This is a genomic window from Bacillus sp. BC05(2025), assembly GCF_056725905.1.
In genome coordinates this window covers 81,109-100,584 of record NZ_JBWYRA010000008.1, presented here as the reverse complement: position 1 = coordinate 100,584, position 19,476 = coordinate 81,109, and the positions used below count along the sequence as shown (strand labels likewise).

The following is a 19,476-nucleotide window of genomic DNA, read 5'->3' as shown; positions in this document are numbered from 1 at the left end:
AATTACCATGAGCGTGTTGCCCATGATAATTTATACCGTTAACTCCTGATTAGCTTTTAATTTATTATTATCGTAACAACTCTATAGGTAGAGTGCAATAATGGAAGTTTTCCAATTTACGATCGTTGTTTTTCTGTTGAACGAGAAAATAGTATTTCGAGCAAAATTGCCATTACAGATCCAAGAACGAGACCGTTACTTAAAAATGATGCTAGAAATGGTGGGAGTGTAGAAAATGTCCCTGCTGGAACGAACATAACGCCGACGCCTGTAAAGATTGAAAGCCCCGCTACTTTAAATAATCGTTCTTTATTCTGCACCGTTTCGTATTCGCGGAAGGCAAGACCAATCATGCTTGCAAATACAGGATAAATGGCAGCATATCCAACTGCGACAGGTATCGCCGCAAAGAATGAAGTAATCTTTGGAAATATACTAACGAGAATAATAAAGCTTGATCCTAACATAAATGGGAGTCGTTTATAAATATTAGTCGTTGCAATAAAGCCTGCTGATCCAGAAATAGCGACAGGTCCAATCGCTGAAAAAAGACCTCCTAGCAATTGATTTATTCCCGTTATAATGCCGGCTTGTTTGAAACGATCTGGTGCCGTATTCTCTTCATATTTAGAAACAACCTTTTGCACAACACGAATGCTTGCTAACATATTTGTTAGAAGTAATAGTGTAACGAAAATGACCGTAATGGCCATGTTCCACTCAATACGAGGCATCCCGAAAACAAATAGAGACGGAAAACGGATTATATCTGTTACAGGCGTTACTGGATTAGATAATCCGAAACATGCAAATAAAATCCAACCGCAGACGATGCTGAAAAGAACAGAGTATTGTCCGATAATAGGTAGCTTCATGATGAAGAAGGATAGTAAAATAACAATCAGTGATAGAATAAATACGTCAGCTTGTACTTCTGTATGTTGTCCGTCAAGGCCAAACATTCCCTTTAAGAAGGACCCACTCAGTTGTGCTACAAGAAGAAATAAATATGTTCCAATGACTGTCGGTGTAAAATAACGAACTAGTTTATCGATAAGTCCAAAAATGCTAAGAATAATACAAATGATGCCGCTTAATAAGAAAGCGTACTGAAGGACCTTAAGTGTTTCATTACTGGATCCAAATAATACGACACCTAAACTTGCATAAAGGGAGAAAATCCCCCACCAAAGCCCTGCAGGACCTTCTTGAATAGGAAGTTTATGCCCAAATAAAGCTTGCAGTAGGCCAGCAAAACCAAGAACAAATAATGTTCTTTGTACGAATGCAATAGCTTCAGCTCCATCGAGACCATAACTAGTTGCGACGCTAATTGGTACGATAAGGCTTCCAGCTAAAATAAAGAGCGCCCATTGTAAGGCGGAAAGAAATGTTTTCATTATATCAACCTCTTTCATAGATTCCGTATCTAGTATATATGTATTTCATTTCCACTGGCAAAGATTGTAGATAGAGAAAAGAGTTGAAACACGATATGAATGCACGTAAGCAATTATGGATAGCAGTTATATGTATGACCTTTGTTGTAATTCTAGGAACGTTAGGATTTATGACGATTGAAGAGATTAGTTTGTTTCAAGCATTTTGGATGACGATGATTACTGTATTAACCGTTGGATACGGAGATGCCATTCCTGTAACACATGCAGGAAAAGTTTTTGCACTTCTTATTATACCTGTTGGCGTCGGTATCGTTACATATGCAATTGGTGTAGTGGCAGCTATGATTATTGAAGGGAATTTATTTCATGCAGTGCGGAGGAAGAAGATGGATAAACAAATAGCGCAGTTACAAAATCATATTATCGTATGTGGTTGTGGTAGAGTCGGGCTTCAAGTTGTACATGAATTACAAGAAAAGAAAATCCCATTTGTCGTCGTGGATAAGGATGAAAGCATATTAGAGAAGGAAAAACTTTTGTATGTACATGGAGATGCAACGGAAGACCAAGTGCTACATCATGCCGGAATTTCAAAGGCAGCGGGTTTAGTTGCTATCGTCGCAAATGATGCTGAAAATGTATTTATTACATTAACAGCTAGAGGATTAAACGATGCAATTAAAATTGTGGCAAGAGCAGAAAAACCAGAAACTGAAGACAAATTAAAGAGGGCTGGGGCAAATAAGGTGATTAATCCATCTAGCATGGCAGGGATTCATATTGCAAAAGGTATTGCGAATCCGCTAACAGTTCATTATATTGATACAGTACTATATGGCGTGGAGCAGTCATTTGTAATTGAAGAGATTGCAGTCGGTGAGGGCTCTATTTTAGCTAGTAAATCATTACTCGAGAGTGACGTGAGAAATCAATTTGATGTAACAATTTTAGCGATTTTGAGAAATGGGAATGTTATACATAATCCAACGGGGCAGGAAAAACTACAAGAACATGATATGATAATAGTATTTGGTTCAGTAGAGAAGCTGGGACAATTTGAGAAGGAACTACAAAGTAAGAGGTGAAAAGGAATGCAAATATCGAGTGATAAAATTTTAAATAAAATGGCGAATGAAATTGCAAAAGCAAAAAGTAGTGAAGGACAAAAATCAAAAGAGCATGTATTAGTTGTGCGTGCTTTATGTGATTTACTATTAGATGAACAGGTTGAATCTTCTACGTATAGAGAGCCACAAATTCAATCACAAATCATCGGATCACAACCCATAACAATGCAACCAATCACACCGATTTCTGATGAGCCAGTATATATAAAAGAAAGTGATGCAAACGGTAATTCCTTATTTGATTTTTAGAAGATAAATCGTTTGGCTTATATGAAAAAATTGCTTATGATAAAGGTAAAAAAGGGGAATTAAGATGAAAATTTTCTTTTTACTAGGTTGTATTGCAGCAGGGCTATCTGTTGCTTTAGGAGCTTTTGGAGCACACGGTTTAGAAAATAAAATTTCTGCAAAAATGTTAGAAGTTTGGAAAACAGGTGTTACATATCAAATGTTTCACGCAGGTGGACTATTCGTAGTTGCTTTATTGATGGATAAAATTCAATCATCACTTTTAACTACTGCTGGCTGGCTTATGGTAGCCGGAATTATTATGTTTTCAGGCAGTTTGTATGCATTAAGTACGACAGGTATTAAGTTCTTTGGCCCAATTACACCTCTTGGTGGCGTAGCGTTTATTGTGGCGTGGATCTTAGTCGGAACTGCAGTTGTAAAAGGGTTATAAAAAACAAAAGCTGGCATATGCCAGCTTTTTTTATGGTCTTGGAGCATAAGTAGCTTGTTGACTAGGTAAATACGTAATTTCTTCTGGGAATTCCACATAATCTAAGTAAATCATTAGTAGTAAATAACGTTTCCCTGATTGTGGCTCACTAATTACAATATGATCACGACCAGCGGCTTCGATAATACCCGTGTACGATTGTGTACCAAGTGAGCTACCACGTTCATAAGTCATTACAACTGTGGCTTGCTTGCCTTTGTTCAAGCGGAGAATATTTTCAATATAAGACTGTTCTAATGGTAACATGCCTTGAGAAACAGCAAATTGAGCTTGCGCAGCTTGTTGTTGCATCGCTTGTTGCTGTTGTTGTTGTTGTGGGGTCATTTGTTGCGGTTGTACATAAGTTCCAGACGGTTGATAAAAACCTGTTCCATAATACGGGTTTTGTTGCTGTGCCATTCAAAAATCCCTCCTTGTTTTCATCCCTTAATATATGCTAGGGCAATCCCCAGCAGATGGCTGGAAGAAGCAGTGCTTCTTGAAGCGACCAGAGTTTTGTTGGTTATACCAAGTTGGTGGACATGCACCTTCAGGCCTAAAAAACCATAAGGCAAAGTTGGCAGGCCAGAAACGTTGTCCTTGAATCGTTCGCCTTGCTAAGGCGATATCTTGTTCTCTCGCACGCTGATAAAAATAACCTTTTTGTGTTGCTTCAAAACCGCCAGGGTTTTGATAGACCATTTGACGTAAATTACGAATACTTTTAAAATCTAAACAATTTCCGCGGACACGATTTACTCCAACGTTTCCGACCATCAACATTCCCTGTTGACCTTCTCCTTCAGCTTCAGCACGCATCAGTCTAGCTAATAACTTTACATCTTCTTCGTTATACGCGATAACGCCCATTATGTGTCACCTCTCTTTTTGGAATCCTTTGTGGAAAGAGGTTTATCTCTAGATGAAGTGTGTAACAATTACTAGTTCATACGTATGAGAAAAAGGACTCAGATATGACAACCAAACAAAGTTTTACATTGAGGGAAGAAAATAAAAAAAGCTAGCGTCAGCTAGCTTTTCATCATTAAAATACTTTAGACCATAAGTTTGAGAAGAAATCTCCAATAGAGCGCATTGATAACACAAACCAGTTTGCTTTTTCAACTTCTGCTGTCGTTTTTGCGGTAACTTTCATACTTTTACTACCGTCTAAGAAACCATATTTATCAGTTGATTCTAAAGTAATCGATCCTACTTTGGCACCTTTCTTAACAGGGGCAACTAAATGTCCATCTTCAGCGAGGGATTTATCTACCTCAGTCCCAATTTTATAAGGAGCTTTACTACCTTTCTTCGCAATTACTGTTATTTCTTTTTCCGGTGTAACAGTGACTTGGTCTTCTTTCCCTTTTACTACAGAGATTGTATTGTTTTTATCCACTTTTAGTTTTTGTTTTTCGAAATTATTAAATCCGTATTCAATTAATTCACGGGATTCAGTGAAACGCTCGTCCATTGATTTTGTTTTTATAATTACTGAAATGAGGCGTAAGTCACCACGTTTTGCTGTAATAGTGAATCCGTATCCAGCAGTATCAGAACTACCAGTTTTTAAACCATCTGTTCCTTCATAAGAGAAAGCGGCACCTGGCAACATCCAGTTCCAGTTTTCCATACGAATTGGTTTCGGATGATTATCTGGGAAGTTTCTAAATCTTTGTTTTGTATCCTCTAGCATTTCTGGATACTTTGTAATCATTGCTTTTGAAAGCATACCCATATCGCGAGCTGACATGGAATTTTCTCCATTCGGATCAGTTCCTTCAGGATGTTTTCCTTTTAAGTCAGCGTTATTTAACCCAGTAGCGTTTACAAATTTATATTTCTTTAACCCTAGTTTTTTTGCATGTTCATTTGCAAGATTTAAGAAGTTTTTCTCACTGCCTGCAAGAAGTTCTGCTAAGGCAATACTAGATCCGTTTGCAGAGAAGATAACGATAGAATGATATAGTTCTCTTACAGTATATTGACGTCCCTTTTCGAAGGGAACGTTAGAGAATTCATTATTACGTGAAACTTCATAAGCGTAATCAGAAATGTTTACCTTTGTATCCCAAGTGATTTTTCCTTCTTTAATTGCTTCTAACACGGCATAAACAACAATTAATTTTGACATACTAGCGATAGCTAGTAATTCATCTGGATTTTGTTCATGCAGTATTTTTCCTGTATCTGCATCAAATAGAAGTGCAGCAGCTGCCTCAATGTGTATTTTTTCTTCGGCATGGGATGTTGTTACTCCTAAGGAAGAAATTGACAATAGAAGCATTAGTAAAATAGATAAGATTTTCTTCATATAGATTATCACCTTCGCATCGTTATTAGCATATAGCTCGTACCATTTTAGCATAAATTTGGATATAGAAAGGTTACAATTTTGTAAGGAATTTGAAAGGTATTTGTCGATTTTTGTTCAAATTTGTGGAGAAAAGAAGTTTTTTGGAGAGAAATATAGAAGGTAATAAAAAAAGGAACGAATTCCGTTCCTTTTTTACGATTTTATATGTGTAAAAATTTCTCTACTTTTTCGTCTGGTAAAATGTTTCCAACAAAAAATGTTCCGAATTCACCATAACGAGCGCTTACTTCATCGAAGCGCATTTCATATATAAGTTTTTTAAATTGAAGAACATCGTCAGCGAATAATGTTACGCCCCACTCAAAATCGTCGAATCCAACAGATCCTGAAATAACTTGGCGCACTTTACCTGCGTACTGGCGACCGATTTTACTATGACTGTACATCATTTTTTTACGTTCTTCCATAGGAAGCATGTACCAGTTGTCATCACCTTGGCGACGCTTGTCCATTGGATAGAAGCAAATGTGATTTGCTTTTGGTAACTCAGGATATAAGCGAGCTAAGATTTGTGGATTTTGGTATGGATCTTCATCAGCTGGAAGGTAGTTGCTTAGTTCAACAACAGATACGTAAGAGTATGCAGGAACCATATATTCAGCTAATGTTGTTTTATTCAATTCTGTCTCAATTTCATTTAACTCTTCCATTGTTGGACGCAAAATCATAAGCATAATATCAGCTTTTTGGCCAACAACTGTATACATCGCATGACTGCCTTTTTTCGCACTAGCTACTTCATTCCATTTTTCAACGACATTTAAAAATTCAGACACAGCTTGTCCGCGTTCGTCGCTAGATAATGTTTTCCATGCAGCCCAATCAATAGAACGTAAATCATGTAAACAATACCAGCCATCTAACGTTGTTGTTGCTTCACTCATTCTATTCACCTCAGTTAATGATAGTTTTACACGTTAACTATAGCATATATAGTTTTAAAATCATCTATATAAAGCCTTGGTGCATAAAACTGTCACATTTAAATTTACTTGAAAATAGGAAGAGATAAGGGTTAAAGCGGATTTATTTCTATGCTGAATTTTATGAAAATATAATCATTTTTATTTTATCTATTTTTTGGGAGCTATAAGTTTAAAATATAGAAGAAAAGCAGTATTCTTAAAGATAGAGTTTTTTTAACATATGTAGGAGGGTTTATTCGTGAGCAACTTATTTACAACAGTAAAAGAAAAAGTTCAAGGAAAAGGCATTTCTATCGTACTTCCTGAAGGAACTGATGAAAGAATTTTAGGCGCTGCAGAGCGTTTAGCAAAAGAAGAGTTAGTAAAACCAATCTTAGTTGGTAATAAAGAAGAAATTAGCGCAAAAGCTGCTAGCATGAATTTAACATTAGCAGGCGTTGATATTTACGACCCAGCTACATACGAAGAAATGGATGCAATGGTAGCATCTTTCGTTGAACGCCGTAAAGGTAAAGCAACTGAAGAAGACGCTCGCAAAATCCTTAAAGACGAAAATTACTTCGGTACAATGCTTGTATACATGGGCAAAGCACACGGTTTAGTAAGTGGTGCAGCTCACTCTACAGCTGATACAGTTCGTCCAGCACTTCAAATTATTAAAACAAAACCAGGTGTTACAAAAACTTCTGGCGTATTCATCATGGTACGTGAAGAAGAGAAATATGTATTCGCTGATTGTGCAATTAACATTGCACCAAACAGCCAAGATTTAGCTGAAATTGGTATCGAGAGTGCGAAAACTGCTGAACTATTCGGTATTGATCCACGCGTTGCTATGTTAAGCTTCTCTACAAAAGGTTCTGCGAAATCTCCAGAAACAGAAAAAGTTGTAGAAGCAACTCGCATTGCAAAAGAAATGGCTCCTGAATTAGCTTTAGACGGAGAATTCCAATTCGATGCTGCATTCGTACCATCTGTAGCTGAGAAGAAAGCTCCAGGTTCTACAATTAAAGGTGATGCTAATGTATTCGTATTCCCAAGCTTAGAAGCTGGTAATATTGGCTACAAAATCGCTCAACGTTTAGGCAACTTCGAAGCAGTAGGACCGATCTTACAAGGTTTAAACATGCCTGTAAACGACCTATCTCGTGGATGTAACGAAGAAGAAGTGTACAAGTTAGCTTTAATTACAGCAGCTCAAGCACTTTAATTCTATAATGAATTGAAATAAAGACCGTCGCTATTATAGCGACGGTCTTTATTTTTCTAAGCCAAGTGCTTTATTATTACGATCAATAATACGCTGTAAATTCGTCTCATATAAAGGTATTTCATCTATTGTTAATTGAGATGGTGTTAACTTTGGAGCGAATTGCTGTAATGTTTTTAAAAGACGCATCATTAAATCTTGTACTGTAATGGTTTCGCCAAGTAATTCTGAAAGTGAGGCCATCGTACTCGGTACAATTTCAGGATACGTAAAGCGTGTTTCCTCTCCTTGAATGGCTAGGTTGTAGAAATCACGAACGAGTGCGGCACGTTCAGAACCACTTCCTGTAGCGCATAGATAAATTTGGACAGCGACACCGCCGCGAATACGGCGCTGTGAAATACCAGCAAATTTTTGATTGCGAATACTTAAATCGTAGCTACCAGGGCAGTAAGAACCAACGATTTCTTTTGCCTCGATTGTAACATCGTAATCCTTTAACATTTCTTGAATTAAATGCCACATTGTATCGTATCCAAGATCAATATCGATACCCTTTTCTGTTTCTTGGAATAACAGTGATACGTTTAAAACATCTTCATCAAGTACGACTGCAAGTCCGCCAGAATTACGAACGATAACATTGAAGTTGTTTTCTTTTAGAAAAGAAATACCTTCTTCCAAGTGCGGTAGGCGTGAATCTTGAATGCCAAGAACAATTGTATTGTGATGAACCCAAGAACGCATTGTTGCAGCTGATTGACCATTTCCAATGCTTGTGCATAATGTGTCATCCATGGCGAATGACTGCAAGGCATGGAATGTTGGTCCCAAACTAGACTGATCTACAATACGCCACTCTGGCTGAGATAAAATGGAACGGGAATTGCTCATATAACTAACCCCTTATCTTTAAAATGACAATCTCTATTATAGCAAAAAATGAAGAATGGGGTTTTCTCATATATAAAGGGAAAATTTAAAGGTGAAAGACTAAAAAAGGATGCATTATATGCATCCTTTTTATTCTGCAATTTTTTCTAAATTACCGTTTCGATCCATTCGGAAAGATGTTTGAGAACGTTCCTCGTCATCCATGACAGCCAACTTACGAGCGCGGTTCATAATATTCATAAGTGTTTCGTAATCTTCTTGTACAGTATGAGATTGCTTTTCTAATTTTTCTAGTTTCTTTTCCAGTTCTTCATTTCGAAGGATTTGTGATTTAATTTCTTGTTTCAATCTCGTATTCTCATTTTCAAGAGCTGTCACTTTTATATTGGAAGATCCGACTGTTTGTAAAAAATAAATAACATCTTGCATTGTCATAGAGCTTTTTGCAGCAGGAACGGTAGTTTCTTTATATGGAATAGCTTCTTTATATTGTACAATTGATTCCTCTTGTACAAATTCTTCATAATCAGTTATTGAATCTGAAGCTGGTGGTGTATAAAGTAAACGTTTTTTCGCTTGTTCACCGCTTGCAGCGCGCATTTTATCTTTACGATGTTTTTTTGCTAGTTGAAGAGCTTGTTCATAGCTATAGCGAACAACAGCATTCCAACGGAAACCACAGGCAGCCGATGTACGATTCAACCTGTCTCCTACTTCTTCAAATGCATTTAATTGCGTACTTCCTTCTCGAACGTGACGAAGTACAGTTTCAGCAAGTAATAAATCATCCTCATCCGTCCAAGCATCTTGTCTTACTTTCATAGATTCAACTCCCTTTCTTTTTATGAACTTCCTATTTTTATAATGGGCAAAAAAATGAGCTTTTATACAAAGCTTTTAAAAATATGGTAGATTTCGATGAATTTTGAGGTGGGGGTCTTACTGCCCATTAAAGCGGGATAAATTTTGCCAAGAATGACGGAAGCTTCCGTAGGAGAACATATAAATATGTAGCATTATATGAGGAAAGAGCGTCGAAAGGAAACTTGCAACGAGCTTCAAAGAGCGGTAAAATACCATTTAGTGTTTATTTTTAAATGTACTTGAGAAAAGTTTAAAATAGAGGAAGTGTTATATAATGGGAAACGAATTTCGTGTGTGTGATGATTGTCAGGCAACAAACGTTAAAACGTTGATTCCAAAGCTAAAAAAGGTAGATTCATGTGCAACGATTGAAGTTGGATGTCAGTCTTACTGTGGTCCTGGTCGTAAAAAATCATTCGCATTTGTAAATAACCGTCCAGTTGCGGCACCGACAGAAGACGAATTAATTGTAAAAATTGAAGCAAAGTTAAATAAGTAAGGAAAAGAAGAGTGAACAGATTACTCTTCTTTTTTTATGCCCATAAAGGGAAGGATTTATTCTGTGGAAGCTTAATTGGTGATGATAATAGATAATGACAGATAGGCGTTATCTATTTATTAAGGTCTCAATCTATATGAATTTGTATTTCAAAATAATAGTTGACAGTCTTTGGAAGCGATAGGTAGAATAGAAGGTGTCTGATTCTGAGAATCATTATCAGGAAAAGAACGATTCATTTTATTTTTTTTATTACTATTTGAGAATAAATTTCATTAAATTAAACATATGTTGTTGGTTAGGATGGTTGAGGGATGGAAGCGAGCGCAAGGAGTATAGAACAGCAAGATGTGAATGTTAAAGAGATTAAGAGCAGGCCGCTCATTGCTTCTATTATTTTAGTAGCAGGTACAATTTTGTTAGCTTTAAGCATGGCATTGTCTATTTCGTTTGGTGCTGCAGATATTAGTTTAAAGACTGTATGGCAAGCTGTGTTTCAGTTTGATGGTTCTATTACGCATCATAACGTAATTCAAGAACTTCGTATGCCTAGAGCGATAGGGGGCGTAGTAGCAGGTGCCTTTTTAGCAGTATCAGGGGCAATTATGCAAGGTATGACGCGAAATCCACTTGCTTCCCCATCGTTAATGGGGATTACAGATGGGGCTGTATTTGGAATTGCAATTATGTATGCATTCTTCCCTAATTCACCTTATTTAATGTTCGTTATCGCATCGTTTATTGGTGCTGCGTTTGGAGCGAGCATTGTATATGGAATTGGATCTTCTTCACCAGGTGGATTAACGCCTGTGAAATTAGCTTTAGCGGGTGCAGCGATTAGTGCTTTATTAGGGGCCATTTCATCTGGAATTGCGCTATATTTCAATCTTGCCCAAGAGGTGAGTATGTGGAATGCAGGCGGAGTTGCTGGCGTGAAATGGGAAAGTATTAATATGTTAGTACCGATTGGTCTAGTTTGTCTCTTAATTGCAATTATGATGTCGAGGTATATTACAATTTTAAGCTTCGGTGAAGAAATTGCGATTGGACTTGGTCAAAATACGACATTAATTAAATTTATCGGAACAGTACTTGTTCTTGTGTTAACAGGTTCGGCAGTTTCTATGGCAGGATCGGTTGGATTTGTTGGTCTTGTCATCCCACATATGACTCGTTTCCTTGTAGGCTCAGACTATAGATGGGTTATTCCATGTTCTGCGGTCTTAGGCGGGCTGTTAATTGAATGTGCAGATATGTTATCTCGCGTTATTAATCCGCCGTTTGAAACACCAATTGGAGCAATTACAGCGCTAATTGGGGTTCCATTCTTCCTCTACTTAGCACGTAACGAAGGGAGAGGGAAAATGTGAGGACAAGTGTCTTAACAAAAAAGAACGTTTCGGTTTTAACAATTTTAGTAGGATTAATCGTTACTGTATTTTTAGTAAGTTTAAATACAGGGACATTTAAAATACCACCAATGGACGTATTAAAGTCATTGGTTGGACTCGGGGCTGAAGATCAGTCTGTTATTTTATTTGAATTCCGTATGCCACGTATGGTCATTGCTATATTAGTTGGATCTGCTTTAGCGATGTCAGGTGCGATTTTACAAGGGTTATCACGTAATCCACTTGCTGATCCAGGTATTATTGGTATTAACGCTGGAGCGGGGTTAACAGTCGTTATCTTCGTTTACTTTTTCTTCGGGAAAGTTGGAACTGGTACATTTTTATCTGTATTTATCCTTCCTTTCTTTGCGTTAGTTGGTGCGATATTAGCAGCGGTTATTATTTATTTATTAGCATGGAAAGACGGCGTTTCATCAACGAGATTAATACTTGTCGGTATCGCTGTTGCAGCCGGGTTTGGTGCTGTTAGTTTAATTTTTTCTATGAAGATGACATCTAACGATTTCCGTTTTGCTACGATTTGGTTAGCAGGAAGTCTATGGGGCACAGATTGGAAGTTTGTACTAAGTGTACTTCCATGGATGGTTATTTTCTTGCCACTTGCTATTAGTAAGGCTCACATATTAAACGTAATGAACCTAGGCGACTCCACAGCAGTTGGTCTTGGTGTAAATGTAGAAAAAGAGAGACGTAAATTATTATTTATTGCAGTTTGTTTAGCTGGTGCCTCTGTTGCTGTTGCCGGAGGAATTGGTTTTATCGGTTTAATGGCTCCACATTTGGCGAGGCGCCTTGTTGGCGGTAAACATCAAATTATGCTGCCTACCGCTGCACTAATAGGGACGTTTTTACTTTTATTCGCAGACGTAATTTCAAGAAGTGTGTTAACAACTTCAGAAATACCGGTCGGTCTTGTTATTTCTGTAATTGGTGCACCATATTTCATATACTTACTTATGAGGACAAAATAAAGGGAGGCTTTTTGTATGGCAACTTTAGCAGTTGATGCGGTATCTGTTGGCTATAATGAAGGGTTAATTATTGATGGATTAACAGTTGAAATTCCGGAAGGGAAAATTACAACAATTATTGGACCAAATGGTTGTGGGAAGTCCACATTATTAAAAACGGCTTCTCGTATTTTGAAGGCGAAAAAGGGTACTGTTTATCTTGACGGAAAAGCAATTGAGAAACAGCCAACGAAAGAAATCGCAAAGAAAATGGCAATTTTACCACAGACTGCAGAAGTGCCAACTGGCCTTACTGTGTTTGAACTCGTTTCATATGGACGCTTTCCTCACCAAAAAGGGTTTGGAACATTGAAAGAAGAGGATTATCGCTACATTCATTGGGCACTTGAAGTGACGGGAATGACAGAATTCGCAAATCGTCCAGCAGAGGCGTTATCAGGCGGGCAACGTCAACGCGTATGGATTGCGATGGCTCTTGCACAAGGGACAGAATTACTTGTATTAGATGAACCGACAACGTACTTAGATATGGCTCATCAATTAGAAGTATTAAACTTATTGAAAAAGTTAAATGAAGAAGAAGGTAGAACGATTGTTATGGTTATCCATGACTTAAACCATGCTTCTCGTTTCTCAGATCATATGATTGCATTAAAAGCAGGTAAGTTAATGAAGCAAGGAACGCCAGACGAAGTGATGACGAGTGAAACACTTCGCAGTGTATTTGAGATTGAAGCTCAAATCGTTCCGTGTCCAGTAAACTGTAAACCAATTTGTTTAACATATGATTTAGCGATGATTAGTAATCAATTGCGTAAAAAAGCATAAGTAGAATCCCCCTCGTAAAGAGGGGGGCTTCTAATGGACGTTGAGCTTCTTATTAGTAAATAGGAAGTTGAACACCCGTTAGAACGGGGCATAAGCAACAATTAATTAATATATATTTATTAATTGTTAATCTTGTTTCTTATAGTTCACTGTAACCTATAAGAGAAATACAGCTAGAAGGAGTGGGAACATGAAGAATTTTAAAATGGCGTTATTAGCAATGGTACTAGTCGTTACTTCTGTACTATTTGCAGCTTGTTCTAACAAAGAAGAGAAGAAAGCAGATGCGAAGGATGCGAAGACTGAAGAGCGCACTGTACAACATGCAAAAGGGGAAATTAAAATCCCTGCAAATCCAAAGAAAATTGCTGACCTTAGTGGTTCAACAGAAGAATTATTAATCTTTGGTATGAAACCAATTATTACTGCTAATACATCACAAGAAAAAATTGATGCACATATTGAAAAGAAATTAAAAGACGTAAAACCAGTTGGTTCTGCTTGGGGCGATAAAATTAACATCGAAGCAGTAGCTGCTGCAAAACCAGACTTAATTCTTGTAAACAATCGTCAAGAAAAGATTTATGATCAATTATCTAAAATTGCACCAACAGTTATGTTAAAAACTCCATTAGACCAATGGCGTCCGAAATTCGAAGAAGTAGGTCAAATCTTCGGTAAAGAGAAAGAAACAAAAGAATGGTTCAAACAGTATGATGAAAAAGCAAGCAAATTACATGATAAAATCGTAGCGAAAACTGGTGATGCTAAATTTATGAAAATGGCTGCATATCCAAATGCTTTCCGCGTATACGGTGACTACGGTTACGGTAGCGTAATCTTTAACGATTTAAAATTACCAGCAGTTAAAGGTACACCAACTGATAAACCTTTAGTACAAGTACAAAAAGAAGCTTTAATTGATTACAACCCAGATTACTTATTCGTATTTACAACTGGTGACGGTTCTCAGCGTCTAAAAGAATTCCAAGAAGAATCAATTTGGAAAAATATGAACGCTGTTAAAAATAACCACGTATTTACAATTAAAAACGAAGACTTAAACAAAGGTTACTTCCCTCTAGGTAAAGAAATGATCTTAGATGAAGTTGCTGAATTCGTTTTAGGTAAATAATGTATAAAGAAAAAATCACTTTTACTTCGGTAAAAGTGATTTTTTCTTTATATACGGGTAATTAATATAGTCTTTCATTTCTTTCTGTTTCCTATTTCGTTTATAATATATAGTAAGAATGCAGTAAAGAAAGGAGGATGTCGGAAGGTGGTATATTTAAACGACAAACTCAGCGAAACAAAAGTGTTTAAAGACCCGGTACATAAATATGTGCACGTGCGCGATCGTGTTATTTGGGATTTAATCGGAACGAAAGAATTTCAACGCTTGCGCCGTATTAAACAGCTTGGAACGACATTTTTTACATTTCACGGTGCAGAGCATAGTCGCTTTACTCATTCGTTAGGTGTATATGAAATTATTCGTCGTATGATTGATGATGTGTTTGATGGCAGACCAAACTGGAATGCTGAAGATAGATTGTTATGTTTATGTGCGGCATTACTTCATGATGTCGGTCACGGCCCGTTTTCTCATTCGTTTGAAAAAGTATTTTCATTAGATCATGAGAAATTTACGCAAAAGATTATCGTTGGAGATACGGAAATTAATCGCGTATTAAGTCGTGTGGATAAAGATTTCCCCCAAAAGGTAGCGGATGTAATCGCAAAAACATCTACTAATAAGTTAGCGATTAGCATGATTTCCAGTCAAATTGATGCAGATCGCATGGATTATTTATTAAGAGATGCGTATTTCACTGGCGTAAAGTATGGAAACTTTGATATGGAACGTATACTGCGTGTCATGCGTCCGTACGGGAATCAAGTAGTCATTAAAAATAGTGGTATGCATGCTGTTGAGCATTATATTATGAGTCGTTATCAAATGTATTGGCAAGTATATTTCCATCCGGTAACGCGCAGTGCCGAAGTTATTTTAACGAAGATTTTACACCGTGCAAAGTCATTGCACGAGAAGTATTATACATTTAAAAATCATCCGGTTCATTTCTATTCTTTATTTGAAGAAGAAGTGACAGTAGAGGATTATTTAAAGTTAGACGAGAACGTTATGTATTATTACTTCCAAGTATGGCAAGACGAAGAAGATCCAATTTTAAGTGATTTATGTCGCCGTTTTATGAATCGAAATTTATTTAAATATGTAGAGTTTACAGATAAGCACGGTTTAGACAATTGGATGGAATTAAGTAGCTTATTTAAAAAGATTGGACTCGATCCAGAATACTATTTAGTAGTTGATTCAACATCAGACTTACCGTATGACTTTTACCGTGCTGGTGAAGAAGAAGAACGTCTGCCAATCTTACTTCTTATGCCAAATGGAGAGCTTAGAGAGCTTTCACGTGAATCGGATATTGTTGAGGCGATTACTGGTAAGAAGAGAAGGGATCAAAAGCTATTCTACCCGCATGATTTAATCTATGAAGATGGAAGAAAAGGAAAATATAAAGAGAGAATCATCGAGTTACTAGAAGGAAAAAAATAAGAAGCAGCTAAGCGCTGCTTCTTATGAAAAAACTTGAAATTATTTGTCGCTTAAGCGTTTTCCGCCAACTGCATAATGGTTTTTAGACATTTCTTCAATGAAAACAACAATGTTTTCTTCAGGAGCACCAGTTGTTTCGCTTACTGCTGCTGTTACTTTCTCAGCAAGAGCTTTCTTTTGTTCCTCTGTGCGTCCTTCTAGCATTTTCACTGTTACGTATGGCATATATAATCGCTCCTTTTATGTAAGTTACACTCTTATTATAGCGGATTATGTGGAAGAACAATCGAAAAAACAAATAATTTCTTTTTTTGACATATGGAAGAGGAGATGAAACATGGATCAGTTATTTAGATACCCGTTGCACCAAATTCCTTTGGTAGCAATGGCCATTATTATCGCATTATCAGTGCATGAATTTGCGCATGCATATGTAGCATATAAATTTGGAGACGATACAGCAAAGAGACAAGGCCGTTTGACTTTATCACCGATGGCACACTTAGATCCTATTGGGATGATTGCGGTATTAATTCTTGGTTTTGGTTGGGCGAGACCAGTTCCTGTTAACCCGTACAACTTTAAAAGACCACGTCTTGCTGGTATATTAGTTTCTATTGCAGGGCCGATTAGTAACTTAATTTTAAGCGCAATCGGTTTAATTATTTGGTATAGCTTATTAAAGTTTGGTGTATTATACTCAATTCCATCTGCAGTAGCAGATACGTTAGCTCAATTTTTCCAGATTTTTATTATGTTGAATATTGTTTTACTTGTCTTTAATTTATTACCGATACCGCCACTTGATGGATATCGCGTAGTGGAGGATCTAGCACCAACAAATATTCGTGCGAAAATGACACAGTATGAAAAGTATGGAGCGATAGCGTTATTAATTCTTGTTATTACACCGCTTAGCAATTACACAATCCAGCCTATTTTTAATGTTGTTATTCCGTATGTATTAATATTTTTACAGAATATCATTGCGCCTATTTTCGGCCTTTAAACGAGGAGGAACTTACATATGACAGAGAAAAAGAAAAAAATCGGTTTTAATATCGTGAAAAATGATTCAACAGATGGACATGGTGGTTTTGGCGTTGGGGCATTAAGTCTAGAAAATATTTCACCTGTATTTGTCGATGTATTAGAGAAAACAGCATTTGTTGATATTGGTGCGATGCATGCGCGTAGTACAGTAGAAAAAGGTATTAAATTTTTAACAAATAAAGATGAAGTTCCAAACGGAAAACCATTTTGGCTTGTGTGGGTAACAATTGAAAGAACTGCGACAGGTGCGTATTATGCAGGTGTAACAGCTTGTGAAATGACAGTTGATCGTGAAATTCGTCGCGGATATAAATCACTTCCAGAGCACGTAAATAAAATGGATAAATCATTAAAGCGTCACATTATGGTTGACCATATGGACGAATCATCTAAAAAAGTACTTGGTACATTCTTGAAAGAGCATAATGAAGCGATTTGGAACGAATCTAGCGAAGAATTGCGCCGTGCATTATTAAGTGAATAAAAAAGTAGCTGACGGATGCCCGTCAGCTATTTTTTTACCAAGGAAGATATTTTTTCCACCAACTTGTTTTTTTCTTTTCTTCAGTTGTCTTTTCAAATTCCTCTTTATCATCGACGTGATCCATACAGTATTCAGTTGGTTCTGTACCTTTTGCAAAATACATTTTCACTGAAATTGGACAATTTTTTGTAGCGATTTTTCCGTTTTCAGGGTTAATATTGACTGCAACGACGTCACTTGGCTGTTTAAACTCTTGTTTAGGTTGTCCATCTAAGCCTTTCTCCATCGTATCGGTCCATATTCTTTTCGCATATCCTTGCTCTGCTACGTTTGAAATCGATTTAGGTCGATCATATCCAACCCATACGCCAGTTACGATTTGCGGGGTAAACCCAATCATCCAACTATCTGTTTCAGTGGAACCAGATTTTCCAGCATATGTTCTGGATAGTTTAGATAACATCGATTGACCAGTTACAGCAGCATAACTGCTTAGTTTTTTATTAAACATGCCCGTCATCATTTCTTCCATCACAAACGCTTTGCTCTTATCGAGAATTTGTTTACTCTCCAAATGAGCATCGTATAGCATATTTCCTTCATGATCCATAATGCGTCGAATGAAAATCGGTTTTACTTCTTTTCCGCCATTTGCGAACATGCTATAAGCGTTAACCATTTCAATCGGTTTTACAGGAGATGTACCGAGAGCAAGAGAAGGGACGTCTTTTAATGCGCTCTTAATTCCGAACTGTTTCGCCGTTTTTGTAAGGATGTCTTCGCCTAAAAATAAATTTGTCTTCACGGCATATACGTTATCAGAGACCGCAAGAGCCTGCGCCATTGTTACAAAATCGTCTGCATAATAGTCTTTATAGTTTTTCGGTTTATACTTTGAAACACCGTCACCTAAAGTGAACACAGTGTATTCACTTTTTAAGCGCGTAGCAGGGGTAAATCCTCGTTCTAATGCCGCATAATATAGAAATGGCTTAAACGTAGATCCAGGCTGGCGAGCGGCCTGTGTAGCCCTGTTAAATTGGCTCGTATTATAATCAGTCCCGCCAACAAGGGCAGCCACTTCTCCTGTTTTTGGATTCATAGAGACGAGCGCGGTTTGTATGTTTGTTGTGTCAGGTATATGATCTTTTACAGCTTGCTCTGCAACAGATTGTAATTTCGGGTCGAGTGTTGTATAAATACGCAAGCCTCCTTTTTGTAAGGCTTGTTCATCTAATCCGATATCACGAAGGAGGGAAGCTTGTACAGCATCTTGGAAATAAGGTGCAACCTCTGCCACCTTTTTCGTATCTAATGAGGCGAAAGTTAATGGCTCTTTCTTCGCTGAAGTTGCTTGTTTCTTCGTAATATAACCTTGCTCTACCATTTCATCTAATATGAGAGATTGTCTTTCTTTCGCACGATCTTCTTTTAAAAAGGGAGAATAGACACTAGGTCCTTTCGGAATACCTGCGAGCATGCTAGCTTCTGCTAACGTTAATTCTTTTGCAGTTTTATCGAAATATAAACGGGACGCAGCTTCGATTCCGTAAGCACCATGTCCGTAATAAATCGTATTTAAATATCCTTCTAAAATATGATTTTTATTATAATTCACCTCAAGGCGAATTGTGTACATTGCTTCTAATAGTTTACGTTTCCACGTTTTATCATGATCTAAGTACAGGTTACGAGCATACTGTTGTGTAATCGTACTAGCACCTTGGACTTTTGCCATCGCTTTTAAATCGGCAACAATGGCACCAGCAATACGTTTCATATCAAAGCCATGATGTTTGTAGAATCGTTGATCTTCAATAGATAGTGTCGCCTCTTTTACATAAGGAGAAATTTCATTGAGAGATACATTGTAACGTTTTTGCATTTCATTACTTTGTCCTATAACAGTGTCATCATTGGCGTAAAAGACACTTGTTTGCGGGACAGCAACAGGAGGAGGTCCCATAATTTTTGCAACTATAATAATAACAAAAAAGGAAAAAACGAAAAAAAGAACAGAAGAAAACATTACGGTGAAGAAAAGACGTTTATATTTTTTAAGTTTTGGATTCATAGTTTGATTCATCTTTTTCAGCCCCTCATCATACAAACATTAT

21 protein-coding genes are annotated in these 19,476 nt (G+C 37.1%); 12 read left to right on the top strand and 9 right to left on the bottom strand.

What is annotated here, in order from left to right:
• Positions 1-116: 116 nt before the first annotated feature.
• Positions 117-1,400 carry a purine/pyrimidine permease gene (locus ACZ76X_RS21830; protein ID WP_479851662.1) on the bottom strand — a complete coding sequence of 428 codons (1,284 nt, stop codon included), beginning with the start codon at positions 1,398-1,400 and terminating at the stop codon, positions 117-119.
• Positions 1,401-1,495: 95 nt separating this feature from the next.
• Here ACZ76X_RS21830 and ACZ76X_RS21825 point away from each other — a divergent pair, with 95 nt between their 5' ends.
• From ACZ76X_RS21825 to ACZ76X_RS21815, 3 genes are all read left to right on the top strand, one after another.
• Positions 1,496-2,488: a potassium channel family protein gene (locus tag ACZ76X_RS21825; protein ID WP_142337399.1), complete on the top strand. Its 993-nt coding sequence runs from the start codon at positions 1,496-1,498 to the stop codon at positions 2,486-2,488.
• A gap of 6 nt (positions 2,489-2,494) precedes the next feature.
• Complete coding sequence (locus ACZ76X_RS21820) at positions 2,495-2,779, top strand: YwdI family protein (RefSeq protein WP_098668218.1); 285 nt, start codon at positions 2,495-2,497, stop codon at positions 2,777-2,779.
• Between the two features lie 64 nt (positions 2,780-2,843).
• Positions 2,844-3,212, top strand: a complete 369-nt coding sequence (locus ACZ76X_RS21815; protein ID WP_000688311.1) for a DUF423 domain-containing protein — start codon at positions 2,844-2,846, stop codon at positions 3,210-3,212.
• A gap of 30 nt (positions 3,213-3,242) precedes the next feature.
• Here ACZ76X_RS21815 and gerQ read toward each other — a convergent pair whose 3' ends face one another.
• From gerQ to hemQ, 4 genes are all read right to left on the bottom strand, one after another.
• Positions 3,243-3,671, bottom strand: a complete 429-nt coding sequence (gene gerQ / locus ACZ76X_RS21810) for a spore coat protein GerQ (RefSeq protein WP_098668217.1) — start codon at positions 3,669-3,671, stop codon at positions 3,243-3,245.
• Positions 3,672-3,698: 27 nt separating this feature from the next.
• A complete protein-coding gene (cwlJ, locus tag ACZ76X_RS21805; RefSeq protein ID WP_306186312.1) occupies positions 3,699-4,121 on the bottom strand; it encodes a cell wall hydrolase CwlJ in 423 nt (140 codons plus the stop codon).
• Between the two features lie 175 nt (positions 4,122-4,296).
• A complete protein-coding gene (locus ACZ76X_RS21800; protein WP_479851661.1) occupies positions 4,297-5,568 on the bottom strand; it encodes a serine hydrolase in 1,272 nt (423 codons plus the stop codon).
• A 203-nt stretch (positions 5,569-5,771) separates the two neighbouring features.
• Positions 5,772-6,515: a hydrogen peroxide-dependent heme synthase gene (gene hemQ / locus ACZ76X_RS21795; protein WP_001287590.1), complete on the bottom strand. Its 744-nt coding sequence runs from the start codon at positions 6,513-6,515 to the stop codon at positions 5,772-5,774.
• 280 nt (positions 6,516-6,795) lie between these two features.
• Between hemQ and pta the strand changes: the two genes are divergently transcribed.
• The gene (gene pta / locus ACZ76X_RS21790; protein WP_000067214.1) at positions 6,796-7,767 is read left to right on the top strand and encodes a phosphate acetyltransferase; all 972 of its coding nucleotides are present in this window, start codon (positions 6,796-6,798) and stop codon (positions 7,765-7,767) included.
• A 48-nt stretch (positions 7,768-7,815) separates the two neighbouring features.
• On the opposite strand, the gene lipL is transcribed toward pta, so the two are convergent.
• The gene (lipL, locus tag ACZ76X_RS21785) at positions 7,816-8,661 is read right to left on the bottom strand and encodes an octanoyl-[GcvH]:protein N-octanoyltransferase (RefSeq protein ID WP_479851660.1); all 846 of its coding nucleotides are present in this window, start codon (positions 8,659-8,661) and stop codon (positions 7,816-7,818) included.
• 129 nt (positions 8,662-8,790) lie between these two features.
• Positions 8,791-9,483: an RsfA family transcriptional regulator gene (locus tag ACZ76X_RS21780; RefSeq protein ID WP_479851659.1), complete on the bottom strand. Its 693-nt coding sequence runs from the start codon at positions 9,481-9,483 to the stop codon at positions 8,791-8,793.
• 316 nt (positions 9,484-9,799) lie between these two features.
• On the opposite strand from ACZ76X_RS21780, the gene ACZ76X_RS21775 reads away from it, so the two are divergent.
• The 6 genes from ACZ76X_RS21775 to ACZ76X_RS21750 all read left to right on the top strand — a co-directional run bounded on the left by ACZ76X_RS21775 (position 9,800) and on the right by ACZ76X_RS21750 (position 15,822).
• A complete protein-coding gene (locus ACZ76X_RS21775; RefSeq protein WP_000526077.1) occupies positions 9,800-10,024 on the top strand; it encodes a YuzB family protein in 225 nt (74 codons plus the stop codon).
• Positions 10,025-10,338: 314 nt separating this feature from the next.
• On the top strand, positions 10,339-11,394 hold the full coding sequence (locus tag ACZ76X_RS21770; RefSeq protein WP_073517725.1) for a FecCD family ABC transporter permease: 1,056 nt from the start codon (positions 10,339-10,341) through the stop codon (positions 11,392-11,394).
• Entirely contained in the window at positions 11,391-12,407 is a 1,017-nt protein-coding gene (locus ACZ76X_RS21765; RefSeq protein ID WP_001260777.1) for a FecCD family ABC transporter permease, read from the top strand. Before ACZ76X_RS21770 ends, ACZ76X_RS21765 begins: the two co-directional genes overlap by 4 nt.
• A 15-nt stretch (positions 12,408-12,422) precedes the next feature.
• Positions 12,423-13,235: an ABC transporter ATP-binding protein gene (locus ACZ76X_RS21760; RefSeq protein WP_000212064.1), complete on the top strand. Its 813-nt coding sequence runs from the start codon at positions 12,423-12,425 to the stop codon at positions 13,233-13,235.
• A gap of 190 nt (positions 13,236-13,425) precedes the next feature.
• Positions 13,426-14,370, top strand: a complete 945-nt coding sequence (locus ACZ76X_RS21755; protein WP_000787739.1) for an ABC transporter substrate-binding protein — start codon at positions 13,426-13,428, stop codon at positions 14,368-14,370.
• Positions 14,371-14,517: 147 nt separating this feature from the next.
• Positions 14,518-15,822 (top strand): HD domain-containing protein, encoded by a 1,305-nt coding sequence (locus ACZ76X_RS21750; protein ID WP_000262739.1) that lies wholly within the window; start codon positions 14,518-14,520, stop codon positions 15,820-15,822.
• Positions 15,823-15,861: 39 nt separating this feature from the next.
• On the opposite strand, the gene ACZ76X_RS21745 is transcribed toward ACZ76X_RS21750, so the two are convergent.
• On the bottom strand, positions 15,862-16,047 hold the full coding sequence (locus tag ACZ76X_RS21745; protein WP_001147171.1) for a 2-hydroxymuconate tautomerase: 186 nt from the start codon (positions 16,045-16,047) through the stop codon (positions 15,862-15,864).
• 112 nt (positions 16,048-16,159) lie between these two features.
• Between ACZ76X_RS21745 and ACZ76X_RS21740 the strand changes: the two genes are divergently transcribed.
• Both ACZ76X_RS21740 and ACZ76X_RS21735 read left to right on the top strand, forming a co-directional pair.
• Positions 16,160-16,831, top strand: a complete 672-nt coding sequence (locus ACZ76X_RS21740) for a site-2 protease family protein (protein WP_078420143.1) — start codon at positions 16,160-16,162, stop codon at positions 16,829-16,831.
• Between the two features lie 18 nt (positions 16,832-16,849).
• Positions 16,850-17,359, top strand: coding sequence for a YwhD family protein (locus tag ACZ76X_RS21735; protein ID WP_000136678.1), 510 nt, complete (start codon positions 16,850-16,852; stop codon positions 17,357-17,359).
• Positions 17,360-17,393: 34 nt separating this feature from the next.
• Here the strand turns inward: ACZ76X_RS21735 and ACZ76X_RS21730 are convergent, their stop codons facing one another.
• Positions 17,394-19,445: a transglycosylase domain-containing protein gene (locus tag ACZ76X_RS21730; RefSeq protein WP_479851658.1), complete on the bottom strand. Its 2,052-nt coding sequence runs from the start codon at positions 19,443-19,445 to the stop codon at positions 17,394-17,396.
• Positions 19,446-19,476: the final 31 nt, after the last annotated feature.